Here is a 13,785-nt window from a genome sequence, read left to right as displayed (position 1 = left end):
CCTCCCCTGAAGTTATCAACCAATTGATTTGTATGATTATTTAACGATTGAAAGAGGTTATTGTGGAGCAAAGGGATTCCGCTGGGGTTATGACGTTAACCGCCACACGAGCAAGAACACGTCGCTTACTTATTGAAACTGCTATGAAAATGTTCGACAGCGGCGCATTTCCATCCATCACCGAAGTCGCTGCCGAAGCTCAACTCTCCCGGGCGACCGCCTACCGTTATTTTCCTACCCAGAGCGCGCTGGTTTCCGCCATCGTGACGGAAACGCTCAGCCCGATTAAAAACTGGCGACCTTCGCGTAAAGAAGCATCCGAGCGAATCGATGAACTGCTGACCTTCGCCTTTCCACGAATGCTGGAGCACGAAGGCACCTTGCGTGCGGCGTTGCACCTTTCGCTGACGCAGTGGGCGCAGTCGCAGTCCTCTGCCGAAAAGCCGGAAAAAGATCGCCTGGTGAGAGGTAACAGGAAGGCGTTACTGCAACACGTCGTGGAACCCCTGAACAGCGAACTGCCTCCAGCAATGGTGGAGCGGGTCATTCAGTCGCTGTCGCTGGTATATGGTTCAGAGATTTTTCTGGTGATGAAGGATATCTGGGGCTGCAATAACGATCAGCTGCAGGATATTGGGAAATGGATTGCCAGAGCGATTGTCCGCCAGGCCAGGGAAGACAGCCAAGCGCTGAAAGCCGAAGCAACAGGATACCAGGCGACCGATATGGCAGATACTTAGAGACCTGGTAGCCGCTGACCGCCGGATTACGGGGGGGATGGCAATCGCCCCCCGCAGACAGGATTACTCGTTGATCATATAGCCAAACAGGCGTTTCACGCCGTGCTCATCCGCCTCAGCATAGACGCCCTGCAGTTCCGGCGAAAAGCCCGGCAGCAGATTAAGTCCCTCTTCCAGCGCGAGGAAGTAGCGCTGCACCGCCCCACCCCACACTTCGCCCGGCACCACACACAGCACGCCCGGTGGATAAGGCAGCGCACCCTCCGCAGCAATACGCCCCTCGGCTTTGGCAATCGGCACCAGCTCAACGTTGCCACGGATAAATTCCCTGTTGGCATCCTGTGGGTTCATCACCGCTTTCGGCAGGCTTTGCTGGCGGAACATCGCTTTCTGCAGGTCTTTCACCCCGTAGCTGACGTACAGCTGGTGCATCTCCAGGCACAGCCGACGCAGGGTATAACCCGCATAACGAGCCGCATTTTTGCGATAAATCGTTGGCAGCACATCGCTCAGCAGCGCATCTTCCTTCACGTGCTGTTCAAACTGCGCCAGCTTCGCCACCAGGTAAGCCATTTTGTCGCTGCTCTCTGCCGGGGTGAGCAGGAACAGGATCGAGTTCAGGTCGCACTTCTCAGGCACCACGCCATTTTCACGCAGGTAGTTAGCCAGAATCGTTGCCGGGATACCGAATGAGGCGTACTGGCCGCTGGCCGCATCAATGCCGGGCGTGGTCAACAGCAGCTTGCACGGATCGACCAGGTACTGATCTTTTTCGTACCCCGCAAAACCGTGCCAGGCCGCGTCAGGTTCGAAGCTGAAGTAACGCGGATCGGAGGCGATGACTTCGGTCGGCGTATCCTGCCACGGCTTGCCGTCCACCTCATCAGGGATAAACGGTTTGATCATCCCGCACTTCTCAATGATCGCTTTACGGGTGGCAATGCCCAGCGTGACGCATTCATGCCACAGACGGCGCCCGGCCTCACCCTGATGCATTTTGGCGTTAACGTCCAGCGCGGCGAACAGCGGATAAAACGGGCTGGTTGAAGCGTGCAGCATAAAGGCATTGTTCAGACGCTTGTGGCTGCAGAAACGCTGCTGTCCACGAATGTGGTTATCTTTCTTGTGGATCTGCGAGGTCTGCGAGAAACCGGCCTGCTGCTTATGCACCGACTGAGTGACAAAAATGCCCGGATCGTTTTCATTCAGATCCAGCAGCAGCGGAGAACAGGCTTCCATCACCGGGATAAATTGCTCGTAGCCGACCCACGCCGAATCAAACAGGATGTAGTCACACAGGTGTCCGATGCTGTCGAGTACCTTACGCGCGTTGTAAACCGTGCCGTCATAGGTGCCAAGCTGGATCACGGCCAGACGGAACGGACGTGCATCGCTGGCGCGATCCGGCGCGACCTGTTTGATCTGCCTACGCACGAACTCTTCATCAAAGCAGTGTGCGTCAATCCCGCCAATAAAGCCGAACGGGTTACGGGCCGTCTCCAGATAAACCGGCGTTGCCCCGGCCTGGATCAGCGCACCGTGGTGGTTGGATTTGTGGTTGTTACGGTCGAACAGCACCAGATCGCCCCGCGTCAACAAAGCATTGGTCACCACCTTATTGGCGCTGGAGGTGCCGTTTAGCACGAAATAGGTTTTATCGGCGTTAAAGACCTTCGCGGCAAATTTCTGCGCGTGCTTGGCCGATCCTTCATGGATCAGCAAATCACCCAGCTTCACATCGGCATTACACATATCAGCGCGGAAAATATTCTCGCCGAAGAAGTCAAAAAACTGACGGCCAGCCGGATGCTTTCTGAAGAACTCTCCACCCTGGTGGCCGGGACAGGCAAAGGTGCTGTTATCCATCGCCACGTATTTGGTCAGCGTGTTGAAGAACGGCGGCAGCAGCGCTGCCTGATAGGCAGAGGCTGCCGCTTCCAGCCGGATCGCATCATCATCAGCACCGGTCAGCAAGCCGGTCACTGCAGGCAGATCCTTCGCCTGGTCCGGGGAGTCCAGCGAGATAAACACCGGCAGATTAAAGCCGGTATGCTTTAACAACGCCAGCATGCCGCTGCGTGAATCAGCCACGGAAACAACCACCGCCGCGATATCAGTAAAATCAGTTTTTTCCAGCGTGACGACCTCGCGGCCGGTCTGGAGATGAATAGCCACGGTAGTGCTGGCTGCAATTTTCAGTGGTGTCATAACACAAATCCTCAGGCGTCAAGGATGAGTGGGTGCCAGGGGCACAGCAATGGGCAAAGGCTGGCCTTTGCCCGGCGAAAGGATGTCTGGTGGTTTCAGGCCAGTTGGTTTCAGCTTTGACCAATAGGCATCAGTAAAATCAGATCGAGTCTGTCTTTACTCATGCCCAACAGTAAGCGTATGAAAACCTCACCGCATGGTGAGAGAATTTTTCGACAGGATGTGACAAACGGATCGGCACGCACACGGCATCTGCAGATGACCGGAACAGTTGCTGGCAGACTTCAGCAGTGATCCTTGCATGGCGGCGACCTCAATTAAGGGATGACGTTACACGTCAGAATGGGCGCAATAATCGCACTTTTTTTTTACTGGTTCAAGACACCGGCTTGTCGCCAGAGGCCACCATTTGCTGCTCGACCACATCCAGCGTGCAGTCCGAGTCGATCACCAGCGGATGTTTGTCCATAAACGCAATACAACTTTTGCGCTCATACCGCTCGCGGAAGAACAGTCGCGCGGTGAGGTTGCGGAAACGGGACGATAAAGTGCTCAAAGGTTGTGAGAAGTATTCCATCTTGCTGAACCCGTTCTGAATGAAGATGAACAGAATACTGCAGAATTGTAACCGCTCGTCAGGAGAAGCAAGGAAAATCTTAAGACGATGAATTATGCCAGCGAAACAAAAACCGACAGCAGAATCTTATGCTGGTCAGGTGACAGTTTTGGTGGAAAAGAATGCAGTCAGTTCGCTTTCGGCAATAAAGCCGTTGACGCCTTGCGGTCAGTAAGGTTTAATGCGCCCCGTTGCCCGGATAGCTCAGTCGGTAGAGCAGGGGATTGAAAATCCCTGTGTCCTTGGTTCGATTCCGAGTCCGGGCACCATCTTCAGAGCCTGTTCGTTAAGAGATGAGATCCTTAACGGGCATGAAAATAGTTCCCAAAATCAGAATCTGAGTTGTCGCGATAAGACACACAACTTGGGTTGTTGAACAAAGGAACTTAAGAATCCGGAGTGTGCTGGCCGCGCACTCCGGATTTCTCACGTCCATCCGATAAGAATTCTGACAGTATCCCACCGGCAGTGTCAATCTTATGTAAAGAAACCCCCCACTTTTTTGCTTTCAGTCACTTAGATTTAACTTAAGATTAATCCTACCTTGCATAAACCTCCTCTACCGCCGTCCTCATTGCATCCAGATTCCCTTCCACATACTCCAAAGTCACATTGACCGTTGAATGTCCCAGTAAAGCTTGAACCGTTCTTAGATTTCTATCAGGGGACTTCATCATATTTGTGGCGATAGTGTGCCTGAAACGATGAGGTGAAATTTCTGAACGACATTCTTTGGATAGCCGCCGGAAAAAAGCTCGCAAGTGTTGGGGATCCATACATCCATGTTCATCAGTTCGCTTACTGGAAAACCGGGAAACATTGAAAAGAGGGTCTTCAGGTTTCGCTTCAAGCGCTAAAGACCTGTCATAAAGCGTCTGCAGTCCGGGACGAAGCCCTTTGGCAATAGGGACAGCATGTTCACGATGATTCTTTGCTGATTCAGCTCTGAGATTAATGGTCCCGGCTTCAAGGTTTATATCGCCAAGCTTTAGATTCAGAAGTTGGTTTTGCCGCATGCCTGTATATTTAAGAGTATCGAGAACCGTTAGCCAAAACCAGGCAGGCAGCAAGGCGCATCGCCTTGGATGTTGCACTGTTCCCATTCGCTCCGCTTCATCATAAGACTGCATAATGAGATATATACTGCTCATCTGATTAGGTGTCAGCGTTTTTTTACGCTTAATGTCTGGTCGGGCAACGACACCGTTAAAAGGATTCTCCCCAGCTGGAATCATCCCCTTTTTCAAGGCATGATTAAATATGGCTCTCATGTGTGCGACTTTATTGTTCCAGGTACGTCTCGATAATTTCATCTCTGTAAGTACTTGCCTCCGCCAGATGAGGACTAATTCTTTATTCACCTCTGAGGGTGCAATATTAGGCCCGGTAAATCTTGTAAATGATTTTAGAACCTTCTGATAACTCCACTCTGTGGCTGGCCGTAAATATTTCGAGAAAAAATAGTCTTCCAGAATGTGACCGTAATTAACATCATTCATTTTCATTACCCTTCATGAGTATAATAAAGCCTAGGACTATCGGTTTGGAGATAGCCATGAACTATCAGAAAGCTCAACACCTTGCTTAAACAGTTGCGAGGTCAAAATCATATAGCCGGACATTTTAGTAAAACGACCTTCTTTAATTTCATTCTCATATTTCCTGTAGATATATATTCCTTTACCATTCCTTGAAAAATGTTTATTCAGCGCTTCAAAGCTTTTTTGAATATCATCTTTGTCTGACTCTTTTTTTTCTTGTGTCGCCAGATATCGGTAAAAACAATCCGGCGTCTGAATAAAGACGTACTGAGCCATAACATGCAATAGACTGTCCTGAGCATTGACACTGAGTGTCCCTTCCTCAATGGAATCCACCAGCCATTCCCAAAAAAGGTCACCCGGTGTGACGATACTGGCAGATGCAGGCGGCGCCGCTGGCGATAATGGTGGTTCATCACTCTGACTTGCTTCATCAACTGTTTCTGCACCAGTCATTTTATCCAGCAGCGTCAGCAATTCCCCTGGCGTCCCTCCTTCTGTTTGCCCATCCGTACCCGGTCCTACATCCTTTTCAACCTGCCCTGATGCGCTGATGGCTGAGACCAATTCTGGCAAGACCGGAATGGCAGCAGCACTGCTCAGCGACTGATGGTTATTGTCATCAATTGCAGCAAAAACAATGGGATTAACAGGGATTTCATTAGAGGGTTGTTCGGTAGGAGCAGTAGGCTCAATCTGGCTTAATACTTCAGGATTATCGGTGGTCAATTTGACTAAAGCCTGAGCAGATATGTCCTGAGCAGACAACCCGCATTTTTCGCGGGCTTCGCTAACAGCTGCATGAAGAATAGCACCTGCGGGTTTTTTACCTGACAAATAAACCAGCAATGCATCCGCCAGCGATGGCCAGCGCGCTACCCAGATAAGCCCCTCGTAAGGTATCAGGCGATAAGCGCAAGTGGCAGCGCGAACTGCTGAATTTGTTTCTTGCTCACAAAATTTCATCCGCCAGGGAGCTTCAGGCATCCCCAGACCTGGAAACCACCGGCGACCATCTTCGTAGAAAGCCGCCATCTGTTCGAGGCTGCCCAGGTCATGCATCAATGCTGCCCAGAAAATGGCTGTACACCAGGCTGCGCTCTGCGCCGACTGTTCTTCCGGGGGTGCCCCTGGCGGCAGCATCCATCCCCTGGATAACTTCACCGCGCAAACTGCGACCTCAAGCGCTTCATCCAGCATGCCGCCTTCGCGTGCGTAGGGTCCCGATGACGCAGCCGGCAGTTGCTGCAGGCCCACAGCCAGCCGCTTCACCGGCTCCAGCCAAAATGTCTCCCAAACTGGCCTGGAGAAAGGGCTATTGTCCCATAATTGCTGCAGCGCCTGTTTTCTGTGTCGCGTGGACAATAGTGCATCTGCGCTCAGCGGTAAAAACCACCCCGCAGAAGTTGGTCTCTCTGACTCCTTACGCACCTTCGGTGCGGTATCTACTTTCTGATTATGAAATCTGCCTGTCATCCACTTCAGCATTGCCGCCCCCGTCAGTCATCGATAAAGGGGCATTACGCTATGCTTTCCCCCTCTTCTGGCAAGCGAGAACTCTATATTCGTTTCCTCAATTAACCCCTTGATCTTTATTTTTTGGATCTGCATGAATAATTTTTGCAGGCCATGAGCTTCCAAACGTGCCTGAATGTGGCTTTTCAAAGAGAAGAAACCGCCATGAAATCAGACGCTGTTCCTGTGGCCATAATAATCACCTGCTGGATGTTGATTTGCTCATCGCTCACAACCTTCATCACTAGTGGACTTTTCACATCGGGCAGTCTGATCGTATTTATCACGCTCACCGGTACGCCCGCGCTGTTCAACCCACTGGCAAAAGCTGTGTTTTTTCTCAGGCCTTACCCCTTCGTATTGATGAAAAAGAGACGCCGGTTATGGCTACACCTCAATCCCTGGCTTGCTGTCGGCCAGCCGGGGATCCGGGATATGAAAGGTTACTGGCATGCCCTGTCAGACACTCTCCGCACTGCCATGAAAACGCCCCGGCACACAATTATCCTGTCGTCTCACCTGCTCAGTCCCCGACGAACAGCCCGGTTGTTACGACACTTCCCCGCAGATCATTATCGCTGCCACACCCTGAGCAGACCCATCAGCCACGCGGAACGAACGGGCTTGCAGATCGACACATTCCTGAAGGAATGGCGTTGGTACACTCCCTCAATGCAATGCGGCATCTTGGTGATACGCAAAAAAGAAAAGAGGTAATGACGACAATGCTCTCCTGGAAACTGATGAAAGCCACCGAACGCGCCTGCAGGAATATCTGTGAGGAGGAAGAAGCAGCCTTTCATTACAATTACCAACTAAGTCGTTTTGATCGTCTCATACTGTGGATTAAAGGCTTCATCGCCGGCTGGCCACAGGATGAAGAATACAAACCGCTGTTTGGAAACATAATTCGTCTCTGGAGACGAAAACAGCGGTAAATAGCTCTACCCCGGAATTTTAATTTGTAAATCTGAATACATAATTTCCCGTTAAATCTCTGTTTAAACGTATTCATACTGGCTACATGAACCGTATCGATCTGAACGATCGAAATTGTCCGTTATACAAAAGCGCAACACCCGATTATTGTATTCACACCGAATACAAATAATAAAAATCATAAATTTTAGTTGGTTATACCAACATCCTATTCAACACCGGGGAGTCTCATGAATCTTAGTGTCACGTCACTGCTTTCACGTCTGACCCTGGAACAGGACGATAAACTCAACGCCCTGCTCAGCGCAGCGGCGACAGAAAGTAAAAAATCGGGCGACCCGCTGGCCGTAAGATTTAAACCTGGGATCCGCGAGTACATTACACTCGCCTCTGCAAAACTGGGCATATCAGCGTCTGAATTCATCAATATCTTAATTGAGGGCGTGATAAGGGAAACGCTGTCCCCCTTTCAAACACGCGCTACCCAGGTCGTAGAACGGTTTCAACTGCTCATGGACGCCCACGGTTTGAACATCACTGACGTCGCGACGCTGCTGTCACCGTGGAATATCGGACTGAGCGTACTGGAAAGCCGTGAGCGCACCATGGATTATCTGACAGACCCTTTGCTTTCCGAAATAGCGGAGTGGTTTAGCATTAATAAAAGTTGGCTAACAGCGGCGTCATCTTCACCAGTTGTCGCACCCGGCAATATTCCCGACTGGCATAGGTTAGCACTGCAAATTAGCAATAAAATAGCGGATGTTTCATTAAAGGCCTTACCGCAGATTATTTTAATTCGGGATACTTTGGCTCCCTCAGTCGATCACTTCAGTTATGAAACGCTGATTGGCGTGTGTTTAATCACTGTGAAATTGAAAAATGGGCTCGCCCTGCGTGTTGCTGAATACTTAGGCGAACAAATACCGTATGGCGGACACGAACAGATCTTTATTGATTTCATGGCTTATTGCGGTGTCTTACAAAAGAAAAGACGGGCCATTGTGACAACCTGCACAACAGACGCCTCTTCTTTAGAACTCTTGTCATCCGGTAAAGTCTTGCCCGTCATGTTATTGGATAAACGACTAAATCAAAATTATTTGAATCAATGGGAAAAAGAAGAACTTAATCTGCTGCATTATCCGGAGAAATACGTCACAGAGGAGTGGCTAAAAGAAATAGATAATTTGAACTAATAATAAACTCGTTAAGTAGCAAATCTTTTTATTGGTGCATCTGCACCAGGGAATTGTTTTACCTAAAAAACATAAACTGCACAGGAAAATATAATGATGAAAGCCACGTTAATAACACGCTGTCTGATGTTTGCCGGGCTGGTCTCTTCACTGCCGGCGGCACATGCTGCCGGCACCTGGTTTGAAGCCAGGAACGATGCGATGGGAGGAACCGGCGTTGCTTCATCAGAATACGGCGCGGCTCCGTTGCTTAACCCGGCCTTACTAACAAAGTCAGAACCCGGAGATAACCTCAGCATTATCCTGCCAACCGTGGGCGCCCAGGTCAGTGACCCGGACAACCTGCAGGACGGCTTTGATAACGTCAAGCATGCGTGGGATAACCTCGATAATGCCAGCGGCACCGGCAACAGCGCCTCCTCAGCGACAGAACTCAGGAAATCGCTGACCGATATTTCTGGCCACAGCGGCCGTGCGAATGCCGGCGCAGGCGTAGTGATTGCCGTACCTAATGACACACTGCCCTTTGCTCTGGTCATTAAAGGCTGGGGTCAGGCGAAAGCCCGTGCTGAAGTGAGCAACAGCGATCTGGCTTATCTCGATGCCGCCGGTGCTGGCCTGGTTCATCCCGATGAAACTGCCCTTAACAGCCTCACCTCACGCGCTGAAGGCGTGGCAGCTCTGGTGAGCGAGTACGGCATCGCAATGGCACATCCTTTTACGCTGGGTGATATCACGGTATCGGTTGGGATCACCCCCAAATTTCAGCGTGTGGATACCTGGAATTACAATGTAGCCATCAATAACTACAGTTCCTCCGACTTTCGCAACGGTGACTGGAAGCGTTCAGAGAGCGGCGCCAACGTTGACCTTGGTTTTTCTGCTGACCTGACGCCTGAATGGACTATCGCCCTAGCGGGACAAAACCTCGTAGCACGCAGTGTAGATACCCGTGAAGTTAATGGCCTGCAGGACAACTTCAAAATCCGCCCTCAGGCTACTGCGGGCACAGCCTGGAGTAACGGGATCGTGACTTTCGCAGCCGACGTAGACATGACGCCTGCCAGCGGATTCACCTCCGATGAGAAAAGACAATATGCCGGCGTCGGTGCAGAGCTCGATGCCTGGTCCTGGACGCAGCTGCGCGCTGGCTACCGCGCGGATATGCGAAACAGTGACAACAACGTCGTGACAGCAGGTATTGGTATTTCCCCATTCGACGTCGTTCATCTCGATCTGACCGGCATGGCCGGGACAGATCGTACTTATGGAGCCGTGGCTCAGCTCTCTGTGACCTTCTGATTCTCATTGGACATGCTCAACGTGCCCTTTTCCTTCAACGGAGAAACACCATGACAGCAGTAAAAGAACGCCACTTATCTTCGGTCATTTTAGTCATCGCGGTGCTAAGTAGCATGCTCCTTACCGCCGCGAACGCGCGAGCCTCGACAATTACCAATTCAACAGAAAAGGCAGCCGGAGAAGTCTTAATTCCGCAGGCTTGTGGGAGCTGCGTTTCTTATGATGTATCAGTTTGGATGTTTACGCCGACGCGCCCTGACGCGCTCAAAAACATTCTCCAATCACTTAATACACTCCCTGAGGGGGAGCCTGATGAGGTCGAGGGCCAAAGGGTAATTTCACCCGATAAAAGCACTGTCGCTGCTAACACTTTTAGGCAATCAGGAACATTAGATCCTTTAGTGCTTTGGCATGCGATGTCTATTTTTGGGGAACCACTGCCATTGAAATTAGTTTCGTCTGCTGGGACTTTCCGCGCTGAACTCAACATGAAGGCTGTCCCTTCAACCACGTTCTTGAAGCCATCGTCTGAAACTTTCAATCAAAAAATATTGAGCCTTTCGCGCAACGTAGACAACGAAGATTCAACTTCGCAGATTCAAACGTTATTGAACTTCAAGCTTATAGCAGGCTTGCCAGTAGGTTCTGGCAGTGGGGTTAATGACATCGCTAGCAGCAGCGGGCGAATGCTGATTAAAAACGGCGGTGCGTTATTGAATGTTAACCGCATGGGGAATCGCTACCTGGTTTGGATAGTTCACGCGACTTATATCAACTTCTGAATCTGACCGGGGCAGACATTGCATGCAAGCCCCTTTAACGGAGATATAACATGACGATCGTAAAACAACTTCGCTTTACCCCTGCCATTTTGATTATAGCAATGCTGCTAGGAGTGACAGGATGCAGCAATAGCGACCTGAACGCGATAACGCATCAGGTCAGCACCCTGGGTTCCTCGCTGATGCCTTCAAATGCTTCAAACGACAATGTGAAATCACCTGAATGGGGTGAAGTCAGCAAAACCCTGACGGTGCATGCAGATATCGATATAGCCGCGGTAAGACTGAAAAGTTATTACCGCTTTACCTCAACCGATGAAATCACCGCTGCCGGTAACAGCGGTAAAGGGAACTCGGGTTGGGTCGCCAGCGCGATGGCTGAAGGCACTGACTGGAGCGCCCAGCCAGGCTCTTACTACCGTATGAGCCGTATATGGGGAAAAGCGGACCACCTAACTCTTGAGGTCAGCCGCGAAGGGAGTCACAGTCAGGTCATTGTAACCTATCGCTCAGCTGATCCAGCTCATCTGAAAGAAGCCTGGACGAAAAAGCTTTGGGCGCAAATTGGACCAGTGGCGGAAGGTAAAATTCGTTAGGCATCCCTTATCCATCAGAACCTGTGCCCGGTTTTTCGGGCATATCCTCTACCCAAGTTATACTTTTAAAGTTTATTTGTTCAATGCCGATAGGTGCTTAATTGCTTTTATTTAACGGTAATACAATATGGATAATCCTATAGTCAGTTCCAAAAGTAATAAAGTTACAGACTATGAACATTTGAAGGAATGTTTAAGAATAGAAGTGATAAAAAGAGATGGGGGCAAGGCATTCTCATGGTTGAAAGTTCTTCACCGTGTTGCTTTTAATCGCAAAAAACGCTTCTATTTTTGGTGGCGAATTGCAAACTATTTGTATAAATCCTCATCATCTCGTCAGCGAAAAGTCGCCAAAATAATTGGAGTTAACTTAGCCAGAAAGTATGGTGCAGACATAAGCATTGCTGCGCATATCGGAACCGGTATGAAAATAAACCATTATGTGGGGATCGTAATCAGAGCTGAATGTGTGATTGGCGACAATGTGAATATCCGTCAAAACACGACTATTGGAAGGAAAAAATCAACACCTGATATAGGATATATCATAATCGGTAATAACGTCGATATCGGTGCTAACTCCTGCATCCTTGGGGACATAGTTATTGGAGACAATGTCACTATTGGGGCAATGTCATTTATCAATAAAGATATCCCCGCAAACGCCCTTGTTTATAGTCAAAAAACTACTCAGATCGTAATTAAAAACATCGAGTCTACGAATCAGCATTGATTGTGTATCAAACGACACGCCAATAAAAAAGCCTCTTCAAAAAAAGAGGCTTAACTTATGCTTACTCACAACTTAATTTGTCTTTCTTAGACGTAATGACCAGTTTCCAATCCAATGCGCCGGCGTATACATCACTCGCCTGCGTTCACCGTTCAGTGCGTTGCCCGTAACAACTTCACCTGCTAACCCCATCAGAGACAATTGTATATAGGCCATTCCGGATGCCACAGGATCAATATCGGTACAGGAAACCCACAGACGTCGCGTTGGATTGAATCCCTTTTCGCGTAAGACTTCTGCAATAGCCAGGAGCATGCCAGCAGAACCACATGCCGGCTCGTAAACAGTAAAAAAAGGTTTATCGGCCAGCAGGCTGTCGATATCACCCAACTGCATTTCTGCCATCATTCGTGAGACGCAAAACGGCGTAAAAAACTGACCACGCGCTGCTTCACCGAGTTCCAGTGTCATGTAAAGCGAGCCCAGGAAGTCACCACACTCAGCTTCCAGCCCCATGACAACCTCTGCCAGTAACATGGCCATCCGCTCAGCATCTTTTGCCTCGTACTGGCGTACCGTTTCCATGTACTCCTTTTCCAGCTCGTCATTACAGTTTATTCCGTTATGAATCGACGCTGCAGCAAGGGTAATAAAGTCTCGGAAGACTTTATTACGGTGATGATAGCGGGCGGTTTCGTTGAAAATTGAGATGAATTGTTTCTTATGGTCAACCATGATTTTTATCGCATATCTCCGGGGAAATATGCCCTGAAGGGGATATTTCCCCTTCAGGATGGTAAGTGATGCGGAACGACGTTCCGCTTATGTTATCGAATTATGAATGCTCAATATAACCTGCACGTAATTGCGTTTCGGACACATCAATGAACACGTCACATCCCTTATTAATGACTTCTTCCAGAAAGGTGCCCCAAAAATCGTTTCCAAGAACTTCCCCAAAGTCATCGCCGCCCACTTCGAGATAAGCCTTTTCATACCAGTCTTCGTTTCCAGTTAATCGGGGATCAAAACCTTCCGCATAGGCGATATGCAGCCTGCGACCTTTTCTGAATGCGCCCTTTTCAGCCATCAGGTAAATGCCTTCATCTTTCACTAAAAGCATGTTCCCGCCTTTTTCCTGCAGCTCTTCCATCACAGGTTTCAGAACGGCATTTTTGAACAACAACATGATTTTCACCTTCATAAATTAAGGGGAAAATCATCCCAGGGGATGATTTTCCCCTGGAGTTTGGTTAACGAGATATCAGCCAGAACATGGGCCTACCAGTCATGGACGGCAAATCCGGCTAATACCTCACCACAGCAGTCAAAATGAACGAGCGAAACATTAAACCGCTTCGTCAGTACGTAGGTCAGGCGGCGCGCATCTTTTGAAAACCCCCGCTTCTTTAATTCAAGCTGCGGAAAGTTATAGGCACTCAGCCGCACTAAATAGCCGGTACCGGTGAGGTGGATCCACTCGGCATCCCCCCACTCGCAACGCTGATGCCCCAGACGATGAAACAGTTCAGCATCTTGTTCAGTCAGGTGCGCCGTACTGCACACGACATACTGGTACAGTTCCACCGGTCGCACATCGTTGATCGTGACCAT

At 49.7% G+C, this 13,785-nt stretch carries 15 protein-coding genes and 1 tRNA gene; 9 read left to right on the top strand and 7 right to left on the bottom strand.

Translation table 11 applies throughout. The features are described from left to right. Window positions 1–89 precede the first annotated feature (89 nt). Window positions 90–740 (top strand): TetR/AcrR family transcriptional regulator, encoded by a 651-nt coding sequence (locus AC3Y5R_RS05325; RefSeq protein WP_489920454.1) that lies wholly within the window; start codon window positions 90–92, stop codon window positions 738–740. A gap of 63 nt (window positions 741–803) precedes the next feature. On the opposite strand, the gene AC3Y5R_RS05320 is transcribed toward AC3Y5R_RS05325, so the two are convergent. Continuing rightward, a complete protein-coding gene (locus AC3Y5R_RS05320) occupies window positions 804–2,948 on the bottom strand; it encodes an ornithine decarboxylase (protein WP_489920453.1) in 2,145 nt (714 codons plus the stop codon). Window positions 2,949–3,324: 376 nt separating this feature from the next. After that, window positions 3,325–3,525, bottom strand: coding sequence for a CBS domain-containing protein (locus AC3Y5R_RS05315; RefSeq protein ID WP_489920452.1), 201 nt, complete (start codon window positions 3,523–3,525; stop codon window positions 3,325–3,327). Between the two features lie 232 nt (window positions 3,526–3,757). On the opposite strand from AC3Y5R_RS05315, the gene AC3Y5R_RS05310 reads away from it, so the two are divergent. Beyond that, a tRNA-Phe gene (locus AC3Y5R_RS05310) sits at window positions 3,758–3,833 on the top strand. Between the two features lie 270 nt (window positions 3,834–4,103). Here AC3Y5R_RS05310 and AC3Y5R_RS05305 read toward each other — a convergent pair. Continuing rightward, window positions 4,104–5,063, bottom strand: a complete 960-nt coding sequence (locus tag AC3Y5R_RS05305) for a tyrosine-type recombinase/integrase (protein ID WP_489920579.1) — start codon at window positions 5,061–5,063, stop codon at window positions 4,104–4,106. Between the two features lie 36 nt (window positions 5,064–5,099). Then, window positions 5,100–6,593 carry a TraI domain-containing protein gene (locus AC3Y5R_RS05300; protein ID WP_489920451.1) on the bottom strand — a complete coding sequence of 498 codons (1,494 nt, stop codon included), beginning with the start codon at window positions 6,591–6,593 and terminating at the stop codon, window positions 5,100–5,102. 192 nt (window positions 6,594–6,785) lie between these two features. Between AC3Y5R_RS05300 and AC3Y5R_RS05295 the strand changes: the two genes are divergently transcribed. From AC3Y5R_RS05295 to AC3Y5R_RS05265, 7 genes are all read left to right on the top strand, one after another. Beyond that, a complete protein-coding gene (locus AC3Y5R_RS05295; RefSeq protein ID WP_489920450.1) occupies window positions 6,786–7,337 on the top strand; it encodes a hypothetical protein in 552 nt (183 codons plus the stop codon). 26 nt (window positions 7,338–7,363) lie between these two features. After that, window positions 7,364–7,558, top strand: coding sequence for a hypothetical protein (locus AC3Y5R_RS05290; protein WP_489920449.1), 195 nt, complete (start codon window positions 7,364–7,366; stop codon window positions 7,556–7,558). 231 nt (window positions 7,559–7,789) lie between these two features. After that, window positions 7,790–8,758, top strand: a complete 969-nt coding sequence (locus tag AC3Y5R_RS05285; protein WP_489920448.1) for a hypothetical protein — start codon at window positions 7,790–7,792, stop codon at window positions 8,756–8,758. A 93-nt stretch (window positions 8,759–8,851) separates the two neighbouring features. Then, window positions 8,852–10,060 carry a conjugal transfer protein TraF gene (locus AC3Y5R_RS05280; RefSeq protein WP_489920447.1) on the top strand — a complete coding sequence of 403 codons (1,209 nt, stop codon included), beginning with the start codon at window positions 8,852–8,854 and terminating at the stop codon, window positions 10,058–10,060. A 50-nt stretch (window positions 10,061–10,110) separates the two neighbouring features. Further along, window positions 10,111–10,842 carry a hypothetical protein gene (locus AC3Y5R_RS05275; RefSeq protein WP_489920446.1) on the top strand — a complete coding sequence of 244 codons (732 nt, stop codon included), beginning with the start codon at window positions 10,111–10,113 and terminating at the stop codon, window positions 10,840–10,842. A 50-nt stretch (window positions 10,843–10,892) separates the two neighbouring features. Beyond that, complete coding sequence (locus AC3Y5R_RS05270; RefSeq protein WP_489920445.1) at window positions 10,893–11,438, top strand: hypothetical protein; 546 nt, start codon at window positions 10,893–10,895, stop codon at window positions 11,436–11,438. Window positions 11,439–11,565: 127 nt separating this feature from the next. Continuing rightward, window positions 11,566–12,171, top strand: a complete 606-nt coding sequence (locus AC3Y5R_RS05265) for a serine acetyltransferase (protein WP_489920444.1) — start codon at window positions 11,566–11,568, stop codon at window positions 12,169–12,171. A 72-nt stretch (window positions 12,172–12,243) separates the two neighbouring features. On the opposite strand, the gene AC3Y5R_RS05260 is transcribed toward AC3Y5R_RS05265, so the two are convergent. The 3 genes from AC3Y5R_RS05260 to AC3Y5R_RS05250 all read right to left on the bottom strand — a co-directional run bounded on the left by AC3Y5R_RS05260 (window position 12,244) and on the right by AC3Y5R_RS05250 (window position 13,785). Beyond that, window positions 12,244–12,906, bottom strand: coding sequence for an N-6 DNA methylase (locus tag AC3Y5R_RS05260; RefSeq protein WP_489920443.1), 663 nt, complete (start codon window positions 12,904–12,906; stop codon window positions 12,244–12,246). 100 nt (window positions 12,907–13,006) lie between these two features. Continuing rightward, complete coding sequence (locus AC3Y5R_RS05255) at window positions 13,007–13,360, bottom strand: DUF3085 domain-containing protein (RefSeq protein ID WP_489920442.1); 354 nt, start codon at window positions 13,358–13,360, stop codon at window positions 13,007–13,009. Between the two features lie 92 nt (window positions 13,361–13,452). Then, window positions 13,453–13,785 carry a DUF5983 family protein gene (locus tag AC3Y5R_RS05250; protein WP_242754930.1) on the bottom strand — a complete coding sequence of 111 codons (333 nt, stop codon included), beginning with the start codon at window positions 13,783–13,785 and terminating at the stop codon, window positions 13,453–13,455.

The sequence above is a fragment of the Erwinia sp. 009765445 genome, from assembly GCF_058137865.1.
The sequence above is the reverse complement of the archived record's forward strand: the minus strand, read 5'-3'. Positions and strand labels throughout refer to the sequence as shown.